This is a genomic window from Streptomyces griseiscabiei, assembly GCF_020010925.1.
GTDB classification, from domain to species: Bacteria; Actinomycetota; Actinomycetes; order Streptomycetales; family Streptomycetaceae; genus Streptomyces; species Streptomyces griseiscabiei.
Genome location: NZ_JAGJBZ010000001.1, coordinates 3,886,364 through 3,907,205, shown reverse-complemented (window position 1 = coordinate 3,907,205; position 20,842 = coordinate 3,886,364). Strand labels below are relative to the sequence as shown.

Annotated in this window: 20 protein-coding genes; 6 read left to right on the top strand and 14 right to left on the bottom strand. The window is 72.0% G+C overall.

What is annotated here, in order from left to right:
* Positions 1 to 46: 46 nt before the first annotated feature.
* The 6 genes from J8M51_RS17030 to J8M51_RS17005 all read right to left on the bottom strand — a co-directional run bounded on the left by J8M51_RS17030 (position 47) and on the right by J8M51_RS17005 (position 6,610).
* The gene (locus J8M51_RS17030) at positions 47 to 1,096 is read right to left on the bottom strand and encodes a hypothetical protein (protein WP_086763712.1); all 1,050 of its coding nucleotides are present in this window, start codon (positions 1,094 to 1,096) and stop codon (positions 47 to 49) included.
* A complete protein-coding gene (efeU, locus tag J8M51_RS17025; RefSeq protein ID WP_086763714.1) occupies positions 1,047 to 1,928 on the bottom strand; it encodes an iron uptake transporter permease EfeU in 882 nt (293 codons plus the stop codon). Before efeU ends, J8M51_RS17030 begins: the two co-directional genes overlap by 50 nt.
* A 4-nt stretch (positions 1,929 to 1,932) precedes the next feature.
* Positions 1,933 to 3,213: an iron uptake transporter deferrochelatase/peroxidase subunit gene (efeB, locus tag J8M51_RS17020; protein WP_086763716.1), complete on the bottom strand. Its 1,281-nt coding sequence runs from the start codon at positions 3,211 to 3,213 to the stop codon at positions 1,933 to 1,935.
* Positions 3,214 to 3,215: 2 nt separating this feature from the next.
* A complete protein-coding gene (gene efeO / locus J8M51_RS17015; protein ID WP_267299254.1) occupies positions 3,216 to 4,379 on the bottom strand; it encodes an iron uptake system protein EfeO in 1,164 nt (387 codons plus the stop codon).
* A 207-nt stretch (positions 4,380 to 4,586) separates the two neighbouring features.
* Positions 4,587 to 5,447, bottom strand: a complete 861-nt coding sequence (locus J8M51_RS17010; RefSeq protein ID WP_267299303.1) for a heme ABC transporter ATP-binding protein — start codon at positions 5,445 to 5,447, stop codon at positions 4,587 to 4,589.
* Between the two features lie 29 nt (positions 5,448 to 5,476).
* Entirely contained in the window at positions 5,477 to 6,610 is a 1,134-nt protein-coding gene (locus J8M51_RS17005) for an iron chelate uptake ABC transporter family permease subunit (RefSeq protein WP_398856215.1), read from the bottom strand.
* Positions 6,611 to 6,707: 97 nt separating this feature from the next.
* Here J8M51_RS17005 and J8M51_RS17000 point away from each other — a divergent pair, with 97 nt between their 5' ends.
* Positions 6,708 to 7,352, top strand: coding sequence for a PhzF family phenazine biosynthesis protein (locus tag J8M51_RS17000; protein ID WP_216588982.1), 645 nt, complete (start codon positions 6,708 to 6,710; stop codon positions 7,350 to 7,352).
* A 131-nt stretch (positions 7,353 to 7,483) separates the two neighbouring features.
* On the opposite strand, the gene J8M51_RS16995 is transcribed toward J8M51_RS17000, so the two are convergent.
* Both J8M51_RS16995 and map read right to left on the bottom strand, forming a co-directional pair.
* Complete coding sequence (locus tag J8M51_RS16995) at positions 7,484 to 8,161, bottom strand: biliverdin-producing heme oxygenase (RefSeq protein ID WP_086764273.1); 678 nt, start codon at positions 8,159 to 8,161, stop codon at positions 7,484 to 7,486.
* A gap of 206 nt (positions 8,162 to 8,367) precedes the next feature.
* Positions 8,368 to 9,225: a type I methionyl aminopeptidase gene (map, locus tag J8M51_RS16990; protein ID WP_086764271.1), complete on the bottom strand. Its 858-nt coding sequence runs from the start codon at positions 9,223 to 9,225 to the stop codon at positions 8,368 to 8,370.
* Between the two features lie 68 nt (positions 9,226 to 9,293).
* Here map and J8M51_RS16985 point away from each other — a divergent pair, with 68 nt between their 5' ends.
* Positions 9,294 to 9,521 (top strand): hypothetical protein, encoded by a 228-nt coding sequence (locus J8M51_RS16985; protein WP_086764269.1) that lies wholly within the window; start codon positions 9,294 to 9,296, stop codon positions 9,519 to 9,521.
* 16 nt (positions 9,522 to 9,537) lie between these two features.
* On the opposite strand, the gene J8M51_RS16980 is transcribed toward J8M51_RS16985, so the two are convergent.
* On the bottom strand, positions 9,538 to 10,407 hold the full coding sequence (locus J8M51_RS16980; protein WP_086764267.1) for an MHYT domain-containing protein: 870 nt from the start codon (positions 10,405 to 10,407) through the stop codon (positions 9,538 to 9,540).
* Positions 10,408 to 10,578: 171 nt separating this feature from the next.
* The gene (locus tag J8M51_RS16975) at positions 10,579 to 11,181 is read right to left on the bottom strand and encodes a hypothetical protein (RefSeq protein ID WP_216589010.1); all 603 of its coding nucleotides are present in this window, start codon (positions 11,179 to 11,181) and stop codon (positions 10,579 to 10,581) included.
* 120 nt (positions 11,182 to 11,301) lie between these two features.
* On the opposite strand from J8M51_RS16975, the gene J8M51_RS16970 reads away from it, so the two are divergent.
* The 3 genes from J8M51_RS16970 (at position 11,302) to J8M51_RS16960 (ending at position 13,476) form a co-directional block, all read left to right on the top strand.
* Entirely contained in the window at positions 11,302 to 12,384 is a 1,083-nt protein-coding gene (locus J8M51_RS16970; protein ID WP_267299253.1) for a sialidase family protein, read from the top strand.
* A gap of 80 nt (positions 12,385 to 12,464) precedes the next feature.
* On the top strand, positions 12,465 to 13,193 hold the full coding sequence (gene npdG / locus J8M51_RS16965; RefSeq protein WP_086764054.1) for an NADPH-dependent F420 reductase: 729 nt from the start codon (positions 12,465 to 12,467) through the stop codon (positions 13,191 to 13,193).
* Positions 13,194 to 13,290: 97 nt separating this feature from the next.
* Complete coding sequence (locus J8M51_RS16960) at positions 13,291 to 13,476, top strand: hypothetical protein (protein ID WP_086764052.1); 186 nt, start codon at positions 13,291 to 13,293, stop codon at positions 13,474 to 13,476.
* Here the strand turns inward: J8M51_RS16960 and J8M51_RS16955 are convergent.
* Positions 13,463 to 14,263 carry a site-2 protease family protein gene (locus J8M51_RS16955; RefSeq protein ID WP_037704628.1) on the bottom strand — a complete coding sequence of 267 codons (801 nt, stop codon included), beginning with the start codon at positions 14,261 to 14,263 and terminating at the stop codon, positions 13,463 to 13,465. The genes J8M51_RS16960 and J8M51_RS16955 overlap by 14 nt on opposite strands.
* A 150-nt stretch (positions 14,264 to 14,413) precedes the next feature.
* Here J8M51_RS16955 and J8M51_RS16950 point away from each other — a divergent pair, with 150 nt between their 5' ends.
* The gene (locus J8M51_RS16950) at positions 14,414 to 17,746 is read left to right on the top strand and encodes an AfsR/SARP family transcriptional regulator (protein WP_216589012.1); all 3,333 of its coding nucleotides are present in this window, start codon (positions 14,414 to 14,416) and stop codon (positions 17,744 to 17,746) included.
* Positions 17,747 to 17,795: 49 nt separating this feature from the next.
* On the opposite strand, the gene J8M51_RS16945 is transcribed toward J8M51_RS16950, so the two are convergent.
* The 3 genes from J8M51_RS16945 to panB form a co-directional block, all read right to left on the bottom strand.
* Complete coding sequence (locus J8M51_RS16945) at positions 17,796 to 18,638, bottom strand: ABC transporter permease (protein WP_179203517.1); 843 nt, start codon at positions 18,636 to 18,638, stop codon at positions 17,796 to 17,798.
* Complete coding sequence (locus J8M51_RS16940; protein WP_256966324.1) at positions 18,635 to 19,660, bottom strand: ATP-binding cassette domain-containing protein; 1,026 nt, start codon at positions 19,658 to 19,660, stop codon at positions 18,635 to 18,637. Before J8M51_RS16940 ends, J8M51_RS16945 begins: the two co-directional genes overlap by 4 nt.
* A 163-nt stretch (positions 19,661 to 19,823) precedes the next feature.
* Positions 19,824 to 20,690, bottom strand: coding sequence for a 3-methyl-2-oxobutanoate hydroxymethyltransferase (panB, locus tag J8M51_RS16935; RefSeq protein WP_267299252.1), 867 nt, complete (start codon positions 20,688 to 20,690; stop codon positions 19,824 to 19,826).
* Positions 20,691 to 20,842: the final 152 nt, after the last annotated feature.

The following is a 20,842-nucleotide window of genomic DNA, read 5'->3' as shown; positions in this document are numbered from 1 at the left end:
CCCCAGGGCCACCGGCGGTCACCCGCCCCGCCTCACCCGCCCCGCGTCACTCGCCCTTGGCCCCCGTGAGCCCGCCCACCTGGCTCAGGACCTTCACCTGCTGGTCCGACTCGGTCTTCGCCGGATCGAGGACCGCCTGGTTGTTCACGAACTCCAGGGTCAGGGACTCCTTGGGCTCGCCCGTCATCAGCGCCCGTACGGCCGCGTCCCTGACGGGGATGCTCACGCCCGGCGCGGCGGTCTGCTTCTGGTAGGTGCGGGTGGTGAAGAAGACCAGCGCGCCCCCGTCCGTGGTGCGCAGACCGACCGGCGCGTAGTCGCCGTTGGTGAGGGCCTCGTCGATGTACTGCCGCGCCAGCCCCGGCTTCGCCGCGTTCTTCTGGCGCCGGGAACGCTCCTCGGAGGTGTACGGGCCGTCCGCGAAGAGGGCGCTGTCCTCCTTGAGATAGGTGACGTACCGGTCGGGCAGCTGCGCGGGCTCGACGGAGAGCTGCGCGTCGTCGGGCTGGACGACCTGCGCGTGGCCGTCCGCGTCCTTCTGGAACTCGGGCATGTCGTCGGCGGGCACGACCGTGAGGAAGGACACCTCCCACAGATCGGTCAGCCCGTCCCGGGTGAAGACGAACAGCCAACGGTCCGTCGCGTTGCCCTTGTTGGCGGTGGCGTCGGCCACGAACCAGCGCGGCCAGGCCGCCTTCTCCGGGATCGTGTACCGGACGTCGGACAGCTTCAGCGCCACATGGTTGGGGTTGCCGCCCGGGGTGAGCTTCGCGCCCGAGCGGAGCTTGCCGCCGTCGATGTCGGCGAGCGCGCCGGTGACCCGGGAGGCGTCCTGGGACGGGTCGTACGCCTTGTCCGCCTTGTTGTACGCGGCGGTGAAGTCCTCCAGCGCCCGCGCCGCCTCACCCGGGGTCGCCGCGGGGACGACCTCCAGGTCGCCGCGGACCACGACACACCCGCTCACCGTCAGCGACAGCGCGGCCACCGCCGTGGTCACCAGCGTACGAGCCGTACGAGTCGTACGAACCTCACGAACCCCGCGTCCCTCACGGAGCCTTCGTGGACTCCGGACCCCGCGCACCCTGCCCCTGCTCATCAGGAATCTTCACCTTCCCCTTCCCGGAGGCGAACCCTACCGGGGCGAGGAACAGCGCGAGCGTCGGGACCAGATACAAGAGCCAGACCGTGACTTGGAGGACCGTCGGGTCGGGCTGGAAGTTGAACACGCCCTTCAACAGGGTGCCGTACCAGCTGTCCGGCGGGATCGTCCCGGTGATGTCGAACGCCTTGTCGGTGAGGCCGGGCAGGAAGTCGGCCTCCTGGAGGTCGTGGAAGCCGTACGCGAGCACGCCCGCGGCGACCACGACCAGCATGCCGCCGGTCCAGGTGAAGAACCGGGCGAGGTTGATGCGCAGCGCGCCCCGGTAGAACAGCCAGCCGAGCACCACCGCCGTCGCCAGGCCCAGCAGGACCCCGGCCAGCGGCCCCTCGGTGCCGTCGCCCGACGCCCGTACGGACGTCCACACGAACAGCGAGGTCTCCAGGCCCTCCCGGCCCACCGCGAGGAACGCGGTCGCCACCAGCGCGCCCGTGCCCATCCGCAGGGCCGCGTCCAGCTTGCCGTGCAGGTCGGCCTTGAGATGGCGGGCGGTGCGCCGCATCCAGAAGACCATCCAGGTCACCAGAGCCACCGCGATGATCGACAGGGAGCCGCCGAGCGCCTCCTGCGCCTTGAACGTCAGCTCCTGGGAGCCGAATTCGAGGACACAGCCGAAGGCGAGCGCCAGCCCGACGGCGACGCCGATGCCGGCCCAGACGGGCCTCAGGGCGTCCCGGCGGTCCGTCTTCACCAGATAGGCGATGAGGATGCAGACGACCAGGCTCGCCTCCAGGCCCTCGCGCAGCCCGATCAGATAGTTCGCGAACACGGCCTCAGTCCTTCGTCGACGGTCCGGTGAACAGCGCCCGGCCCCACCAGTCGTCCGCGTCCCGGACGCCCGGCGGGACGGCGAAGACCGCCGAACCCACGTGCTGGATGTACTCGTTGAGCGCGTCCGTGGCCAGATTGCGCTGGACCGGGATGAACCCGGTGCGCACATCGCGCTGGTAGGCGAGGAAGAACAGGCCCGCGTCGAGGCGGCCCAGCCCGTCTGTGCCGTCGGTGAAGGAGTAGCCGCGCCGCAGCAGCGTCGCGCCGTGGTTGGAGTCGGGGTGCGCGAGCCGTACGTGCGCGTCCGGCAGCATCGCCTTCAGGAACGGCTCGTCCCGCTCCTTCGCCCTGCCCACCGGCGCGCCCTCGCCCTTGTCCCGGCCGAAGATGTCCTCCTGCTCCCGCAGCGAGGTCCGGTCCCAGGGCTCGATGTGCATCCGGATGCGCCGGGCGACGAGGTACGAACCGCCCTTCATCCAGGCCGCGTTCGCGTCGACGTCCTTCTCGCCGACCCACACGAACCTCTTCAGCCGGTCCGTCTCCGTGCCCGCGATGTTGCGGGTGCCGTCCTTGAACCCCATGAGGTTGCGCGGGGTCTGCGCCTCGGGCGTCGTCGAGGAGGTCTTGCCGAAGCCGAGCTGCGACCAGCGCACCGACACCTTGCCGAAGCCGATGCGGGCGAGGTTGCGGACGGCGTGCACGGCGACCTGCGGATCGTCGGCGCAGGCCTGGACGCAGAGGTCGCCGCCGCTGCGGGCCTTGTCCAGGTTGTCGCCGGCGAACCGCGGGAGGTCCACCAGCGCCTCGGGCAGCCGCCCGGCCAGCCCGAACCGGTCGAACAGCGCCGGTCCGAAGCCGACCGTCAGCGTCAGCCGGGACGGCTTCAGCCCCAGTGCCTCGCCGGTGTCGTCCGGCGGGGCCTCCGGCAGCCCGCCGTACCCACCGTCACCGACCGCCTTCCCGGCGGTCATCCGGCGCGCGGCGGCCGTCCACTCCTTCAGCATCGCCACGAACTCGGCCCGGTCGTCGGTCTCCACGTCGAACGCGGCGAAGTGCAGCCGGTCCTGCACGGGCGTGGCGATCCCGGCCTGGTGGGCGCCGTGGAAGGCGATCGCGGCGCCCGCGTCCGGGGCGGCGCGGTCGTCGCCGGTACGGGCCACCGCCACCGCGCCACCGGCCGCGGCGGCACCGAGTGCGAGCCCGGCCCCGCCCCAGCCGATCAGCGCCCGCCGGGAGGGGGCACGGGTGCCGGGGGCCTCGGAGGAGGGGTCCTCGGGGGCCATCGTCACTTCACCACCGCTGCCGCGAGCCGCGACAACGGCTCGGCCAGCGCGTTCACCGCGTCCGACAGCTCCTTGCGGTCCGCCTTGCCGACCTTGTCGTAGGAGACGAAGTCGTAACCCGTCTTGTCCTCGCGGTACTTGTCGAGCAGCGTGTTCAGGGCCGCGAACTGCTGGTCGAGTTCCTTCGTCAGCTCCGGGTCGTTCTCGGCGGCGACGGACTTCAGCAGCGCGTACGACTTCTCGGCGCCCTCGACGTTCGCTTTGAAGTCGACGAGGTCGGTGTGCGAGTAGCGCTCCTCCTCGCCGGTGACCTTGCCGGTGGCGACCTCGTCGAGGAGTTCCTTGGCGCCGTTGGCCATGGAGGTCGGGGTGATCTCGGCCTTGCCGACCCGCTTCTGCCAGTCCTCCAGGTCGGTCACCAGCTGGTCGGCCAGCGCGGAGTCCCGGTCGGTGAGCTTGCCGTCCTGCCAGAGCGAACGCTCCAGGCGGTGCCAGCCCGTCCAGTCCTTCTCCGGGTCCTGGCCCTCCTCCAGACCGTCCTCGCGGACGTCCACCTTGGGGTCGATGTCCCCGAAGGACTCGGCGACCGGCTCGGTGCGCTCCCAGCCGATCCGGGAGGGCGCGTACGCCTTCTTCGCGGCCTCGACGTCCCCGTCCTTGACGGCCTCGGCGAACACCTTCGCCAGCGGGACGGTCTCGTCGGCCTGCTCCTGCGCGTACTTGCGGTACGAGGCCACGGCCTCGTCGAGCCGGGGGTCCCGCTCGGCGATCTTGCCGGAGCCGGTGGCGGTGACGTCCTGCCGGATGCCGTCGCCCTTCATCCCCGGCTTGCAGGCGATCCGGTAGTCGCCCTCCTTCACCTCGGCGGTGACCTTCTGCCTGGTGCCGGGGCCGATGTTCTCGCGCTCGGTGACCACCCGGTCGTCCGGGAAGAGGAGATAGACCTCGGTGACCTTGGAGCCCTTGTTCTCGATGTCCAGCTCGACGTGCCCCGCCGGGAACTCCTTCTTCGACACCTCGCAGGTGGTGTCGGTCGCGGTCACCGCGATCGCCCCGTCCGCGCCGCCGCCGCTCTTCTCGGTGCAACCGGTGAGCGCGGTCAGGGCCGCCACGGTCGTGGCGGCGGTGACGGCGGAGAGTCTGAAGGGGCGACTGAGGGGGCGCATTTCGGCTCCAAGGGAGTACACAGGGGACGCACAGAGAAGGCGAGGCGAGCCCTGGTTATGTAAGGCTTACCTCACCGATCGCTGTCCTCCCAGTGAAGCCCGCTCCCCGGAGCCGTACGAGCACAGCCCGGTCACGGTGGCTCAAAACAGCCCCCATAGTCCGGTCAAGAGCGGGTCAAGAGCCCCATTCCACGGTCAAGAAGCCCCTTACCCCCGTTTCGGTGTGATCAGGACACCGCCGGTCCGGGGGTGCGGGAACACCTCGACCGGCTGCCGGTACACCTCCGACAGCAGCTCCTCCTCGAACACCTCGGCCGGCCGCCCGTCCGCCGCGATCCGCCCGTCCCGCAGCACCGCCACCCGGTCCGCGTACGCCGCCGCGAGCCCCAGATCGTGCAGCACGACGACCACCGCGTCCCCGGCCCGCGCCCGCTCCCGGCACACCCGCAGCACCAGCTCCTGATGCCGGAGGTCCAGCGCGGCCGTCGGCTCGTCCAGCATCAGCAGCGGCGCCCGCTGCGCCAGCACCCGCGCCAGCGCCACCCGGGCCCGCTCACCGCCGCTCAGCGCGGAGAACGGCCGGGCCGCGAACCCGGTGACCTCGGTGACCGCCATCGCCTCCGCCACGACCGTGTCGTCGCAGTCGTCCGCGTCGTCCGTCTCGGGCCGCCGCGCCCAGGGCGCCCGCCCCATCCGGACGACCTCCTCCACGGTGAACGGGAACGACAGCGCCGCCGACTGCGGCAACACCGCCCGCCGCAGCGCCAGTTCGGCCGCCGACCACTCGCCCACCGGCCGCCCGTGCACCCGTACGACCCCGCCGGCCACCGGCAGATCGGCCGCCAGCGCGCCCAGCAGCGTCGACTTGCCCGCGCCGTTGGGCCCGACGAGCGCGAGCACCTCGCCCGCGCGGGCCACGACGCGGACCGCGCGCAGCACCTCCCGGCCGCCGAGCCGTACGGTCACGTCCTCCGCCTCGGCGAGGACGTCACCGGCGGCGGCCGGGGCCGGGGGAGTGGGGGCACCCGAGGTGAGGCGCCCCCGGAGAAGCGCCCGCAGCGACGCCATGCCGCTCGTGATGCCGCTCCTGGACGTCGTCATGCCCAGCCTCCCTGCTTGCGACGGGTCCTGCGCAGCAGCCAGAAGAAGAACGGGCTGCCGATCAGGGCGGTGAGGACACCGAGGGGAAGCTCGGCGGGCTGGACGATCGTGCGGGCCGCGAGATCCGCGGCCAGCAGCACGACCGCACCGGCGAGCGCGCTGCCCGGGATCAGGAACCGGTGCCCGGGCCCCGCCGCCATCCGCAGCAGATGCGGGACGACCAGCCCCACGAACCCGATGACCCCTGACACGCTCACGGCGGCGGCGGTCAGCAGCGCGACCACCAGGATCAGCACGATCCGCAGCCGCTCCACGTCCACCCCGAGATGCCGCGCCGGCCGTTCGCCCAGCGCGAGCAGGTCCAGCTTCCGCGCGTAGAAGGGCGCCACGGCCAGCCCGAGCGCCGCGCACGGCAGCACGGCCAGCACCTTCGGCCATGTCGACTGCGCGAGCGAGCCCAGCTGCCAGAACGTGATCTGGTTGACGGCCGCGGTGTCCTCCGCCAGGAAGATGAACAGCCCGATGGTGGCGCCCGCGAACGCGTTCACCGCGATCCCGGTGAGGATCAGCGTCACGACCTCCGTACGCCCGCCCGACCGCGACATCGCGTACACGACGAACACGGTGACGAGACCGGCGACGAACGCGAAGACGGAGACCGTCCAGTTCCCGAGGAAGGTGATCCCGAACGCGATCGTGGCGACCGCGCCCACCGCCGCGCCCAGCGAGACCCCGATGACACTCGGCTCCGCCAGCGGGTTCCCGAACACGCCCTGCATCAGCGCCCCCGCGCACCCGAGCGACGCCCCGATCAGCAGCGCCAGCACGACCCGCGGGAACCGTACGTTCCACAGCACCGACTCGGGGACGCGCTCCAGCTCCGCCCCGCCGAGCCCGATCCGGTGCGCCACCGAGGCGATCACGTCCCCGGTCGGGATCGGATAGGCCCCGAGCCCACCGGCGACCGGGACCAGGACGAGCAGGGCGGCGACGAGGCCGGCGGTGAGCAGGAGAGGGGCGCGCCGCCGGGCGGGAGCGGTCGCGGCGGAGGGGACGGGGGCCCGTGACCCGCCGGCCCCCGCGGGCCCGCCGGACCTCTCCGGCCCGACCGGCTTGTCCAGTACGGTCACTTGGTCCTCTCATGGGTGGGATCGGCCCGGCCCGGTCGCCGTCCCGCACTGCGGTGACCTGGTACGACCCGGGGCCGGTGGATGCTTGAATGCGGGGGTGACCGACTTCGACGTACTGCGCGTGTTCTGCGGGCCCCGTGGCGGATACGGCAACGAACTGGGCGTCGTCCGCGAGGGCTCCGTCATGCCCGACCGCGTCGAGCGCCAGGAGTTCGCCGCCAAACTCGGCTTCAGCGAGACCGTGTTCGTGGACGACCCCGAGCGCGGTGTCATCGACATCTACACCCCCTCGCGGCGGCTGCCGTTCGCCGGTTACCCGTGTGTGGGCGCGGCCTGGCTGCTCGACGTACCCGAACTGGTCACCCCGGCCGGTGTGGTCGGGGCCCGGCTGGACGGGGAGTTCAGCTGGATCGAGGCCCTGCCGGAGTGGGCCCCGCCCCGCACCTTCCGCCAGTACGGCACCGCCGCCGAGATCGACGACCTGCGCGTGCCCCCGCCCGGCGAGTGGATCTACGCCTGGGCCTGGGAGGACGAGGCCGCCGGCCGGGTCCGCGCCCGCGCCTTCCCCGGCCGCGACGACGGCATCGACGAGGACGAGGCCACCGGCGCGGCGGCCCTCCAGCTCACCGCCCGACTGGGCCGCGCCCTGAACATCACCCAGGGCACCGGCTCCCAACTCCTGACGGCCCCGCAGCCACACGGCTGGGTGGAGGTTGGCGGACGAGTTTTCCTGGAGCGCTAGGGAGCTTGCCGAAGCAGGGGGTGCCCCCTGCTTCTAAGGGGCGCGGGGAACTGCGCGACCAGCCCCCACCCACCCGCACCGAGCCCACGACCCAAGCGCCCCCGACCCCCACGGCCAAGCAAGCGCAGCGCCTACGCACTCAAGGGAAACTCGTCCCCCAGGGCAAGAAACACCGCGGTGTTGAGCGCGAACGCCCGCTTGCACTCACCCACGATCCGCTGCTTCTCCAGCTCGTCGGCCCGCACCCCGTCCAGCAGCTCCCGGTACCCCCGCTTGAACGCGGCCGGGTTGCCGATCTCCTCGAACACGTAGAACCGGACCCCGTCGCCCTTCTTGGCGAACCCCCACGTCTTCTCCGCCCGGTCCCGGATGATCTGCCCGCCCGAGAGGTCCCCGAGATACCGCGTGTAGTGGTGGGCCACATAACCCCCGGCCCACGTACGCGCGCACTCGGCCACCCGCCCCGCGTACTCCTCGGTCGCCGGGAGCGCCGTGAGCGTGGACCGCCAGCCGGGGCCGCGCAGATGCTCCAGGTCCCGCTCCAGCGCGGGCAGCCGCATCAGCTCGGGCCGGATGAACGGCCCGGCGACCGGGTCATCGGCCAGCCCCGGCGCGGCGCCCTCCAGCGCCTCGTACACGAACCACAGCTGCTCGGTGTACCGCGTGTACGCCTCGACGCCGAGTTTGCCGCCCAGCATGTCGCCCATGAACGTCGTGGACTCCGCCTCGGTGTGCTGCTCGTGCGAAGCGGTGCGGATGAGCGTGGAGAACGCCGTGGCGTCACTGTCCGACGCGGGCATCGCGTGCATGAAGGCCTCCGGGCCGATACGAGGGATGGACGAGAACCTGCGGTCATTTTCTATGGTTAGGCTTACCTAAGTCAACAGGTTCCCGACTCCCTGTCGGTAAAAACGTTACCCCGGATCCGCACAAGTCCCACAGGGAATCCGCGCAACGGAAAACCCGCCGTCGGCCGGAGGCGACGGCGGGCTGTGGTGAGACGGGGGCGGCGGAGCTACGGCAGCGTGAGGATCTCCGCGCCGGTCTCCGTCACCACGAGCGTGTGCTCGAACTGCGCGGTCCGCTTCCGGTCCTTGGTCACGACGGTCCAGCCGTCGTCCCACATGTCGTAGTCGTACGACCCGAGCGTCAGCATCGGCTCGATCGTGAACGTCATCCCGGTCTGGATCACGGTCGTGGCGTGCGGGGAGTCGTAGTGCGGGACGATCAGCCCGGAGTGGAACGACGAGTTGATCCCGTGCCCCGTGAAGTCGCGCACGACCCCGTACCCGAACCGCTTCGCGTACGACTCGATGACCCGCCCGATGATGTTGATCTGCCGCCCCGGCCTGACCGCCTTGATGGCGCGGGTCAGCGACTCCCGGGTCCGCTCCACGAGCAGCCTCGACTCCTCGTCCACGTCGCCGACCAGGTACGTGGCGTTGTTGTCGCCGTGGACGCCGCCGATGTACGCCGTCACGTCCAGGTTGACGATGTCGCCGTCGTTCAGCACGGTCGAGTCGGGGATGCCGTGGCAGATGACCTCGTTGACCGAGGTGCACAGCGACTTGGGATAGCCGCGGTAGCCGAGCGTCGACGGGTAGGCACCGTGGTCGCACATGTACTCGTGCGCGACCCGGTCCAGCTCGTCCGTGGTCACCCCGGGGGCGATGTGCTTCGCCGCCTCGGCCATCGCCCGCGCCGCGATCCGGCCGGCGGTCCGCATCGCCTCGACCGTCTCGGGCGTCTGCACCTCCGGCCCGGTGTACGGAGTCGGGGCGGGCTTGCCCACGTACTCGGGTCGGCGGATGTTCCCCGGCACGGGGCGGGCGGGGGAGAGCTTCCCCGGTGCGAGCAGCGACTGGCCAGACATGCCAGCGAGTTTAACCAGCGGCCGTGGGGGACCATGACGGTGACGACTGGTGAAGGGAACTGAAGGTCATGCCCCTGTTCAAGCGGCGCACGGTCGGTAAGCCCGGTGAGTGGTTCTACTGCCTGGAGCACAAGAAGGTCGAAGAGGGGCCCGACTGCCCCGGCAAGGACCGTATGGGCCCCTACGCCTCCCGTGAGGAAGCCACCCGGGCCATGGAGACGGCCCGGGAGCGCAACGCGGAGTGGGAGACCGACCCGCGCTGGCACGACTCCCCGTCCGGGGAGCCCGACGCCTGATCCCCCGGCCGTCCCTTCACCGCTCCATGCGGGTGGAGGGACGGCCGTCGTACGGGGTCCCGTCGTAGGGGGTCCCGGCGTACGGGGTCCGGTGCCGCGCGGGGGTGCCGGCGTCGCCCGCGCGCGGTGCGGGCGGCGTGCGCTCGTCCCCGGCGTCGCCGAGCACCATGTCGGGGTCGAACATCACGATGACGGCGGCGACCAGCAGGACGACGAGCGGCCCCGCGAGCATGGCCAGCAGGAACGACAGCAGGTCGGCGGAGGACTGTGAGACGGCGGACCGGCCCGTGAGGTGGACGGAGACCGAGGCCATGCCGGTGTAGTGCATTCCGGTCACGGCCACCCCCATGACCATGCTCGCCCCGATGCTGGCCCACAGCGTGTGGATGGAGACCACCACCCACAGCGCCACCGTGGCGGCCGCGACGGCGATGACGACGGACAGGACGACCGTCGGGATGGCGTAGTGCAGCGTGCCGTTGGTGTGCACGGCGGCCATGCCGAGATAGTGCATCGCCGCGACACCGAGCCCGGTGACCGCGCCGGCCGTCGCCAGCGTGAGCGGGGAACCGCCCCGGTAGCCGACGAGGAACACGCCGACCGCGACGACGGCGATGGCGACCGCGAGGCTGAGCAGGGTCTTCGTCGTGTCGTAGCTGACCAGGGCGCCCTGGACGCTGAAGCCGATCATGGCGATGAAGTGCATGGTCCAGATGCCGCAGCCGATGGATATGGCCCCCAGGGTCAACCACCCGGCTCTGCGGTGCGGGCGTCTCAGTGACCGGGTCGTGCACCGCAGTCCGAGCGCCGCCCCGAGGCAGGCCATCAGATAGGCCGCGACCGGGGTCGCGGCGCCGTAATAGAAGTTGGAGACGGTGGCGTTCATGTAGGGCCCTCCCCTGGCGCACATGAGATCCGGCTCGGTCGGCGGTCCAAGGAGTCAATTCCAGCCACCTGGCCGAGGTGGCACGATTCAATCACACTGTGCGCACGTTCCCCTCACACAGAGATGATCATTAGTTGAATCAGGGACGACCGTGGGCGGGGCGGAACCGGGTCACCAGTGGGTCGGCGGCGGCGAGGTCAGCTGGTCGGTGAGGCGGGAGAGGCGGTCACGGAAGCGCCGCCGCCCGCGCGGCACCGGCAGCGCGTTCTCCCCGACGGCCGCGCTCACCAGATGCTGCACGGTGTCGAGATCGACGTCCGGTTCCTCGGGCGCCGCCAGCGCCTCGTGGGCCAGCGCGTCCAGCTCCCGGTCGCCGGTGTCCAGCGCGAGCACCGTCGCCCCGGCCCGCCGCGCGTCGTGCACCCGCTCCAGCAGGGCGGCACCCGGCGCGGCCGGCGCCACCACGAGCAGGGTCTCGCCCCGCCGCGCCGCCGACAACCGGCCGAGCCCCACCGCGAGATGCGCCGGATCCGAGGGGCGCGCGGAGTGCCGTACCAGCGTGGGGGACAGCTCCGGCGTACCCGACCAGGCCGCCTCGTCCACGAGATGCGCCGCGAGATGCCAGGGCTCGTACGCGGCCGTCCCCACGAGCAGCAGTCCACCGCCGTAGGACACCACGGACCCCCGCAGCGCTCCCGCGAACCGCCGGGTGGCCCCCAGCCACTCGGTCCCGGCGAGCACGTCACGCAACAAAGCGACCCGTACGGCATCCATGCGCCCGCATCCTGCCGCAATCGGACACTCGTGACCCGGTGTTCACCCGGAATTGGCCCGCGCCGGGCACGCACGCCCCACCGGCGGAACCGAGCCGCACCCCCCACCCCAGGAGCCCCAGTGACCCTCACCCCCGAGACCAGCATCCCCTTCCGCGCCGGCCACGAGGGCTACGCCAGTTTCCGGATCCCTGCGGTCGTCGCCACCGCCTCCGGCGCACTGCTCGCCTTCTGCGAGGGACGGGTCGGCGGGCGGGAGGACTTCGGGAACATCGACATCGTGCTGAAGCGGTCCACGGACGGCGGCCGGACCTGGGGCCCGCTCCAGGTCGCCGCCACGAACGGCGACTCCCTCGCCGGCAACCCCGCCCCCGTCGTCCTCGGCGGCGGCCGGATCCTGCTGGTCCACGTCCGCAACGCCGCCGACGCCACCGAGGACGCCATCCGGCGCGGCACCGTGAGCGCGGCGGACGGCCGCCGGGTCTGGGTGCGGCACAGCGACGACGAGGGCACCACCTGGGCCGGCCCCCGGGAGATCACCGCACAGACCAAGAGGCCCGAGTGGCGCTGGTACGCCACCACCCCCGGCCACGCGCTCAGACTCTCCACCGGCCGGGTCGTCGTCCCCGCCAACCACTCCCTCCCGCCCACCGGCACGGACAACGGCACCGAGGGCAGGTACAACGGCGGCCACTGCCTGCTCAGCGACGACGAGGGCGCCACCTGGCGCATCGGCTACGTCGACGACAACACCGACGGCCACATCAACGCCAACGAGACCACCGCCACCGAACTCCCCGACGGCCGCGTCTACTTCAACACCCGCAACGACTCCCCGGCCCCCGGCACCCGCGCCGACGCGTACTCGCCGGACGGCGGTGAGACCCTCACCAAACCCTTCCGCCCGCAGGCGGGACTCGTCGGTCCGGTCGTCGAGGGCAGCGTCCTCCAGCTCCGCGACCCCGACCTGCTGCTCTACTCCGGCCCGGCCGACCCCGGATTCCGCGCCCTGCTGACCGTCCGCGCCAGCACCGACCACGGCGTCACCTGGCGCCCCGTCCACACCGTCGACGGCCTGCCCGCCGCCTACTCCGACCTCGTCCGCGTCGACGGCGACACCGTCGGACTGCTCTACGAGACGGGCGACTTCAGCGCGTACGAGACGATCACGTTCCGGCGGATCCCGGTCGAGAGCCTCGCCTGAACCCGCCCGAACCGGCCGGACGCCCGTGACCGCGCGCACCTCACCGCCACCGCCGTGGGGCCCGCACGTAAAGTCGGCCCATGACCTCTACTGACAGCGCACAGCAGCCCGCCGCGACGGCTCCCGCGAAGGCTCCGGCCAAGGACCCCTGGGACCTGCCGGACGTGTCGGGACTCGTCGTCGGCGTGCTCGGCGGCACCGGGCCGCAGGGCAAGGGCCTCGCCTACCGCCTCGCCAAGGCCGGCCAGCAGGTGATCATCGGCTCGCGGGCCGCCGACCGCGCACAGGGTGTCGCCGCGGAACTCGGCCACGGGGTCGAGGGCGCCGACAACGCCGAGACCGCCCGCCGCAGCGACATCGTGATCGTCGCCGTGCCCTGGGACGGCCACGGCAAGACCCTCGAATCGCTGCGCGAGGAACTGGCGGGCAAGCTCGTCGTCGACTGCGTCAACCCGCTCGGCTTCGACAAGAAGGGCGCCTACGCGCTGAAGCCGGAGGAGGGCAGCGCCGCCGAGCAGGCCGCCGCCCTGCTCCCGGACTCACGGGTCACCGCCGCCTTCCACCACCTCTCCGCCGTCCTCCTCGAAGACCCGGAGATCGACGAGATCGACACCGATGTGATGGTCCTCGGCGAGGAGCGCGCCGACGTCGAGATCGTGCAGGCACTGGCCGGCCGCATCCCCGGCATGCGCGGCATCTTCGCCGGCCGGCTGCGCAACGCCCACCAGGTCGAGTCCCTGGTCGCCAACCTGATCTCCGTCAACCGCCGCTACAAGGCCCACGCGGGCATCCGCCTCACGGACGTGTAGCCGACGCATGTACGCCCTCGGGCATGGGGGACACTGGTCGGACGCCGTACGCCTCGTCCGACGTCCGACCCGACCGCCCTGTCAGGAGCCGACCCCCATGCCCCGACTCGCCGTCTACACGCTCGTCGTCTGTCTCCTCGCCGTCACCGCCGCCGTGGTCTCCTTCGCCCGGGGCAGCTGGCTGGGTGTGGTGTGGGTGCTGATGGCGGGCCTGTCGTCCAACATGACCTGGTACTACGTCCGCAAGGCCAGGCAGGGGCGCGAGGCCGTCACATCCCCGTGAGGCAGATGTCGCTGTCCTCGCGCCAGAAGCGGTAGAGCCAGTACCCGCAGTCGGACAGCTGGTCCTCGATGCCGAGGCCCCGCATGAACGCGTCGATCACGTCCCAGAACACGCCGTTCACCGCCGGGATCCACAGCACCGCGAAGACCAGCAGCAGCCCGAAGGGCGCGAGCGGCTCCACCTGACGGCGGATCTTGTACGACAGCCAGGGCTCGATCACGCCGTAGCCGTCCAGGCCGGGCACCGGCAGGAAGTTCAGGATCGCCGCCGTGACCTGGAGCATCGCCAGGAAGGCCAGGGCGAAGAGGAAGGCCGCCGGGACGCCGTCCGTGACCCCCAGCCAGAAGGGCGCGGTGCAGACGGCCGCGAAGAGGACGTTCGTCAGCGGGCCCGCCGCCGAGATCAGACTGTGCTTCCAGCGCCCCTGGATCCGCCCCCGCTCGATGAACACCGCGCCACCGGGCAGACCGATCCCGCCCATGATCACGAAGACGACCGGCAGCACGATGCTGAGCAGGGCATGGGTGTATTTCAGAGGATTCAGGGTGAGATAGCCCTTGGCGCCGATGGAGATGTCACCGCTGTGCAGGGCGGTACGGGCGTGCGCGTACTCGTGCAGACACAGCGAGACGATCCACGCGGACGTCACGAACAGGAAGACGGCCAGACCGGGCTGCTCGGCGAAGCCGGTCCAGGTGGCCCAGCCCGTGACCGCCATGACGGCCACGATCCCCACGAAGACAGGACTGATCCTCCGGTCGCTCCGGCGGGACGCGGCGGTGGTCATGGGGCTCCTAGCTGTATCGATCAGCGGTGCCGATCACTCGTACGGACGCCCCGACGGTACCGGGCACACGGCGAAAACGTCTCGCGGTCGCCCCGGAGTTCCTAGCAAGGTGGGTGAGGACAGAGAGATTCCGGCAGAGACAATGGATCCGTGCGCTACCGCATCCTCGGCACCACCCAGGCACTGCAGGCCGACGGCACCCCCGTGCCCGTCGGGGGCGCGCGGCTGCGTGCCCTGCTGACCGTGCTCGCCCTGCGGCCGGGGCGTACGGTCCCCGCGTCCGCGCTCGTCGACGAGGTGTGGGCCGACGATCCGCCGGCCGACGCCCCGGCCGCGCTCCAGGCGCTGGTCGGCCGACTGCGCAGAGCCCTCGGCCCGGACGCGGTCGCCTCGCTCAACGGCGGCTATCGTCTGACGGCGGCCCCGGACGACATCGACCTGCACCGCTTCGAGCGTCTCGCGGACGACGGCGCCCGCGCGCTCGCCGACGGCGACGCGGCCAGGGCCGCCTCCGTCCTCGACGACGCGCTCGCCCTCTGGCAGGGCCCGCCCCTGGCCGACCTCCCCGACCGCGCCGCCGAGGCAGCCCGCTGGGAGACCCGCCGCCTCGACGCCCACCGCGCCCGCCTCGCCGCCGCCCTCGCCCTGGGCCGGCCCGAGACCGCCCTGCCCGACCTCACCGCCCTCTGCGACACCCACCCCCTCGACGAACCCCTTCAGTCGCTCCGCCTCCAGGCACTCAGGGACACCGGCCGCACGGCGGAGGCCCTGGCCGCGTACGAGGAGGTCCGCCGCCTCCTGTCGGCCCGCCTGGGCACCAGCCCGGGCCGGGCCCTGCGCACCCTGCACGCGGACCTGCTCACCGAGGCGCCTCGAAAGGGGCGCGGGGAACCGCGCGAGAAACCCCACGAACCCGCACCCGACAAGGCGCCCCCTCGGGGCCCAAGCGGCAGCGCCCCGCACCCCGCCCGCCCTCCGGGCAACCTCCGGGCCCGCCTCACCTCGTTCGTCGGCCGCGACACCGACATCGACACCCTCCGCCACGACCTCACCACCACCCGCCTCGTCACCCTCCTCGGCCCCGGCGGCGCGGGCAAGACCCGCCTCTCCCAGGAGGCGGCCGAGACGCTCGCCGAGACCGTGCCGGACGGCGTCTGGCTGGCCGAACTCGCCCCCGTCGACGACCCCGCGAACGTCCCCGAAGCCGTCCTCACCGCCCTCGGCGCCCGCGAGACCGTCCTGCGGGGCGCCGGCGCCGAGGAGATGCGCGTCGCGGCCGACCGCCAGGACGACCCCCTCACCCGGCTCGCCGAACACTGCGCCCGGCGCCGCATGCTGCTGATCCTCGACAACTGCGAACACGTCGTGGACGCCGCCGCCCACCTCGTCGACCAGCTCCTCCAGCGCTGCCCGGAACTGACCGTCCTGGCCACCAGCCGCGAACCCCTCGGCGTACCGGGGGAGTTGCTGCGCCCGGTGGAACCGCTGACGGAGCCCCACGCCCTGCGGCTGCTGGCCGACCGGGGAGCGGCGGCCCGGCCCGGCTTCACCGTGGACGCCGACCCGGAGGCCGCCGCCGAGATCTGCCGCCGCCTCGACGGGCTCCCCCTCGCCATCGAACTGGCGGCGGCCCGGCTGCGGATGCTGACCCCCCGCCAGATCGCCGACCGGCTCGACGACCGCTTCCGGCTGCTCACCTCCGGCAGCCGTACCGTCCTGCCCCGGCAGCAGACGCTGCGCGCGGTCGTCGACTGGTCCTGGGAACTGCTCGACGAGGAGGAACGGGACGTCCTGCGAAGACTGTCGGTGTTCGCAGGCGGCTGCGACCTGGCCGCCGCCGAGGCCGTCTGCGGACCGGCCGCGCTGGAGGCGCTCGGCTCGCTCGTCGACAAGTCCCTCGTCGTGGCCGCCCCTTCGGGCACGGGCGCGGACGACGGAATGCGCTACCGGCTCCTGGAGACCGTCGTCGAGTACGCCGGCGAACGCCTCGACGAGACGGGCACCCGCCCCGCCGCCGCCCGCGCCCACCTCACGTACTACCGCGAACTCGCCCGCGCCACCGACCCGTTGCTGCGCGGCTCCGGCCAGCGTGCCGCGATCGAGCTGCTGGAGCTGGAGTACGAGAACATCCGTACCGCCCTCAGGTACGCCGTCGCCGAGCGGGACGAGCAGGAGGCGCTCTGTCTGTCGCTGTCGCTGTGCTGGTACTGGCAGATGCGTGATCTGAAGACCGAGGCCCGGCACTGGTCCGCCCAGGTCAAGGATCTCGGCCCGGACCCGTTCACCGCGCCCGCCCGCCCCGTCCCGGACCTGCGCGGACGGACCGTGGACAGTCCGCCGCCGATGAGCCCGCAGGTCCTCGACGAGGCCCGGCGCGGGGTGCATCTCGTCCATCTGGCCTGCATGGACATGGAGCTGCCCGCCTGGGAGACCCCCGAGAGCCAGGAGAAACTGCGGGTCATCAGCGCCACCTACGAACCCGGCCAGCCGCAGACCTGCCGCTTCCCCGGGTTCATGTGGTTCTACGCCGTCCTGCTGACCGGCGACATGGTCCGGCTGCGCGCCGTCCTGGACGCCAACATCCGCACCTGCCGCGACCTCGGGTTCGCCTGGGAGCTGGCGCAGACCCTGCAGATGCGGGCCAACATCCTCGCCAACCGCACCGACTGGGCGGGCGACGCCATCGCCGACGCCGACGAGGCGCTCGAGATCTTCGACCGGCTCGGGGACGCCTGGGGCGCCGCCGAGGCGCTGTCGGCGCGCGGGGAGTCCCTGGAGCGCCGGGGCGAGTTCGCGCTGGCCGCCGCCGACTTCGAGCGGGCCATCGCGTACGCCGAACGGCTCGGCGCCCACGCCCAGTCGGGGGTGCTCGGGGTCCGGCTCGGCAGTGTGTACATCGAGAGCGGCGACGTCGAGCGCGGCGAGAAGATGCTGTTCGAGGTGTTGGACACCGGGCGCAGGGTGGCCCGAGAGGCGGTGCCCGCGGCCCGGCTCTTCCTCGCGGTCCGGCTCGGCCGCAGCGGGCGCATGGCCGAGGCCCGGGAACAGATCACGCTGCTCCGCGAGGACTTCGCCGCGGCCAGCTTCGTGCTCTTCGCCGGGTTCGTCCTCGGTGTCGAGGGCTGGCTGGAGATGATGGACGGGTGCCACGAGGAGGCGCTGCGGCTGATGCGGCAGGCGCTGGACCGCAGCCTGGACCGACTGTCCCGGATGGTCGCGCCCCATATGCCCGCCATCCATCTGGTGACCGCCGCCATCTCCGTCGCGGAGGTCGACGACGGGGCCCGTGCCCTCGACGCCGCCCGTCTCCTGGGCGCCGCCGACGCGCTGCTGCCGCCGGGCCATTTCTCCAGCCCCATGGAGGTGGAGGCCCGCGCCAAGGCCGATGCCGTGGTCCGGGCCCGGCTGGACGCCGCCGCGTACGACCGCGCGTACGCCGAGGGCGGCGCCCTCACCCCGGAGGAGGCCACCGCCCTCGTCTGACCCCGGCCGCCGGTGCCCGGGCCCGGCGGCCGGTTCTCCGTCCCGAACCTCAGCTCTTCGTCTTGAACTTGTGGATCGCGATCGGTGCCATCACCGCCGTCAGCCCCACCGACCAGCAGAGCGTGACGATCAGATCGTGGGCGATCGGCCCGCCGGTCATCAGTCCGCGCGCGGCGTCCGCGAGGGCCGACAGCGGGTTGTAGTCGGTGAAGGTCTGCAGCCAGCCCGGCATGGACTGGGTCGGTGCGAAGATCGACGACCCGAACTGCAGCGGGAACAGCACCAGGAAGCCCATGGCCTGCACGGACTGAGCGTTCTTCATCGTCACGCCCAGCACCAGGAAGATCCACATCAGGGACGAGCCGAACACGACGGCCAGGCCCACCGCCCCGAGGAGCCCCAACCAGCTGGTGATGTCGAAGCCGATGAGGACCCCGACGGTCAGCAGGATCGTCGTGGCGACCAGCATGCGCAGCAACTCGACGGAGATCTTCGCGAGCAGCACCGAGGACCGGCCGATCGGCAGGGACCGGAAGCGGTCCATGACGCCCTTCTGGAAGTCCTCGTTGAAGCCCGTGCCGACGCCCATGGCGATGTTCATGCCCATCATCGCCATCAGCCCCGGCACCACGTACTGCACGTACTGCTCCTGGCCGCCGCCGAGCGCCTGCCCGATGGAGCCGCCGAAGACGTACACGAAGAGCAGGGTGAAGACGATCGGCATCAGGACCGCGTCGAACATCGACTCCGGGTCCTGCCGGATCCACAGCAGATTGCGCCGGACCAGCGCGCCGGTGTGCCGGGCGTGGGCCCGCAGCCCGATCCGGCCGTCGGCCTCGCCCGTGGCGGGCGACGTGGCGGGTGAGGTGGCGGGCACGGTGGCGGTGCTCATACGGCGACCTCCTCGTAGGCGGGGGACGGAGCGGCGTCCTGCGGCGCACTGGCCCGGTGGCCGGTGAGCGACAGGAACACCTCGTCCAGGCTGGGCAGTTCGGTGCTGATCGAGGCGATCGTGACGCCACGCGCGGTGATCGCGCCGACGACGGCGGTCAGTTGTTCATCGCTGAGGATCGGTACGAGAAGGGTGCCGGTCTCGGTGTCCACGGTGGTCGTGGCCAGCCCGGTGATGCCCAGCCCGTCCAACTCCCCGGCCAACGGCCGCAGTTGCACCGGATCGGCCGGCCGGACCCGGAGGGTGCGCCCGCCGACCTGGGCCTTCAGCGCCTCGATCCGGCCGCCCGCGATCACCTTCCCCTTGTCGATCACGGTCAGCTCGGAGGCCAGCTGTTCGGCCTCCTCCATGTACTGGGTGGTCAGCAGCACGGTCACCCCGTCGCCGACCATCCGCTTCACCTCGGCCCACACCTCGTTGCGGGTGTGCGGGTCCAGTCCGGTCGTCGGCTCGTCCAGATACAGCACCGCCGGGCTTCCGATCATGGACGCGGCCAGGTCGAGCCGCCGCCGCATACCGCCGGAGTACGTGCCCGCCGCGCGCTTGGCCGCGTCGGTCAGCGAGAACCGCTCCAGCAGACCGGTGGCCCGGCTCCGCGCCTCCTTGCGGGGCAGGTCCAGCAGCCGGCCGATCATGTACAGGTTCTCGAAGCCGGACAGCTTCTCGTCCACGGACGCGTACTGCCCGGTCAGCCCGATCACCCGGCGCAGCTGCCGGGGCTGCCGTACGACGTCGTAGCCGGCCACGGTGGCGTGCCCCGCGTCCGGTGTGATCAGCGTGGACAGGCACCGTACGAGCGTGGTCTTGCCCGCCCCGTTCGGTCCGAGCACCCCCATCACGGTGCCCTCACGCACATCCAGGTCGACACCGTCCAGCGCCCTGGTCTCGCCGTAGTGCTTGACCAGCCCCCGCACGGTGACAGCGCCCTTCGCGCCGCTGGCGTTCTTGTCGATTCGTGTCATGCGGACGACGGTCCCAGCCCCCACCGACAAACCACCGACAGCCCACCGACACGGCCGACGGGGGGCCGATAGGGGGTGGGTTGTCGGGTGCGGGTCCACGGACAATGCCGCGGCCCGCCGACGGGGGAAGATCGGCGGGCCGCAGTGGTGGTACCGCAATGGCCTAGTGGACGGAGTGCTCCTCCGCCGGGAACGTCCCGCCGACGACATCCTCCGCGAACGCCTTCGCCGCGTCACTCATGACCGCGCGCAGATCGGCGTACTTCTTCACGAACTTCGGCACGCGCCCACCGGTCAGCCCGAGCATGTCGGTCCACACGAGCACCTGGGCGTCGGTCTCGACGCCCGCGCCGATGCCGATGGTCGGGATGTGGAGCACCCGCGTGACCTCGGCCGCCAGCTCCGCCGGGACCAGCTCCAGGACGACCGCGAAGGCGCCGGCGTCCTGGACGGCCTTGGCGTCGCGCAGCAGCTGCTGCGCGGCCTCCTCGCCCCGGCCCTGGACGCGGTAGCCCATCGCGTTCACGGACTGCGGGGTGAGGCCGATGTGGGCCATCACCGGGATGCCGGACTCGACCAGCAGTTCGATCTGCCGATGCGAGCGCTCGCCGCCCTCCAGCTTGACCGCGCCCACCCCGGCCTCCTTGACCAGCCGGGTCGCCGAGCGCAGCGCCTGCACCGGGCCCTCCTGGTAGGAGCCGAAGGGCAGGTCGCCGACGATCAGGGCGCGGCCGGTGCCCCGTACGACGGCCGCCGAGAGCATGGTCATCTCGTCGAGGGTGACGGGCACGGTCGACTCGTACCCGAGGTGGCAGTTGCCCGCGGAGTCGCCGACGAGCATGACCGGGATGCCGGCCTCGTCGAACACGGACGCGGTCATCGCGTCGTAGGCGGTGAGCATGGGCCACTTCTCGCCGCGTTCCTTGGCGAGGGCGAGGTCCCGGACGGTGATACGGCGTGTGCCCTTGCCTCCGTACAGCGCCTTGCTGCCGTCGGAGGACTTGCTCTGGGCAGCCGAAAGCTGCGTCATCGCTACAGCTCCTTCATGTCATCTCGAGGCACCCTGACGGTGTCCCCGGACCGCTTCCATGGTGGCACCTCGGGCGGGGGAGGGCCAGGGCGGGTGCGTGTGACGGTTCAGGCAGCCCGCGCGCGGGAGCCGGGACCTCCGGCACGTAAGAG

Excerpts from the sequence above, each read along its gene's own strand:
- efeO (WP_267299254.1), bottom strand. The coding sequence starts at position 4,379 with ATGCGCCCCCTCAGTCGCCCCTTCAGACTCTCCGCCGTCACCGCCGCC.
- J8M51_RS16940 (WP_256966324.1), bottom strand. The coding sequence starts at position 19,660 with ATGACACGAATCGACAAGAACGCCAGCGGCGCGAAGGGCGCTGTCACC.
- J8M51_RS16945 (WP_179203517.1), bottom strand. The coding sequence starts at position 18,638 with ATGAGCACCGCCACCGTGCCCGCCACCTCACCCGCCACGTCGCCCGCC.
- J8M51_RS16985 (WP_086764269.1), top strand. The coding sequence starts at position 9,294 with ATGCCCCTGTTCAAGCGGCGCACGGTCGGTAAGCCCGGTGAGTGGTTC.
- J8M51_RS16955 (WP_037704628.1), bottom strand. The coding sequence starts at position 14,263 with ATGACCACCGCCGCGTCCCGCCGGAGCGACCGGAGGATCAGTCCTGTC.
- J8M51_RS16995 (WP_086764273.1), bottom strand. The coding sequence starts at position 8,161 with ATGCACGCGATGCCCGCGTCGGACAGTGACGCCACGGCGTTCTCCACG.
- J8M51_RS16980 (WP_086764267.1), bottom strand. The coding sequence starts at position 10,407 with ATGAACGCCACCGTCTCCAACTTCTATTACGGCGCCGCGACCCCGGTC.
- panB (WP_267299252.1), bottom strand. The coding sequence starts at position 20,690 with ATGACGCAGCTTTCGGCTGCCCAGAGCAAGTCCTCCGACGGCAGCAAG.
- J8M51_RS17010 (WP_267299303.1), bottom strand. The coding sequence starts at position 5,447 with ATGGCGTCGCTGCGGGCGCTTCTCCGGGGGCGCCTCACCTCGGGTGCC.
- J8M51_RS16975 (WP_216589010.1), bottom strand. The coding sequence starts at position 11,181 with ATGGATGCCGTACGGGTCGCTTTGTTGCGTGACGTGCTCGCCGGGACC.
- map (WP_086764271.1), bottom strand. The coding sequence starts at position 9,225 with ATGTCTGGCCAGTCGCTGCTCGCACCGGGGAAGCTCTCCCCCGCCCGC.
- J8M51_RS16960 (WP_086764052.1), top strand. The coding sequence starts at position 13,291 with ATGCCCCGACTCGCCGTCTACACGCTCGTCGTCTGTCTCCTCGCCGTC.
- efeB (WP_086763716.1), bottom strand. The coding sequence starts at position 3,213 with ATGGCCCCCGAGGACCCCTCCTCCGAGGCCCCCGGCACCCGTGCCCCC.
- npdG (WP_086764054.1), top strand. The coding sequence starts at position 12,465 with ATGACCTCTACTGACAGCGCACAGCAGCCCGCCGCGACGGCTCCCGCG.
- J8M51_RS17030 (WP_086763712.1), bottom strand. The coding sequence starts at position 1,096 with ATGAGCAGGGGCAGGGTGCGCGGGGTCCGGAGTCCACGAAGGCTCCGT.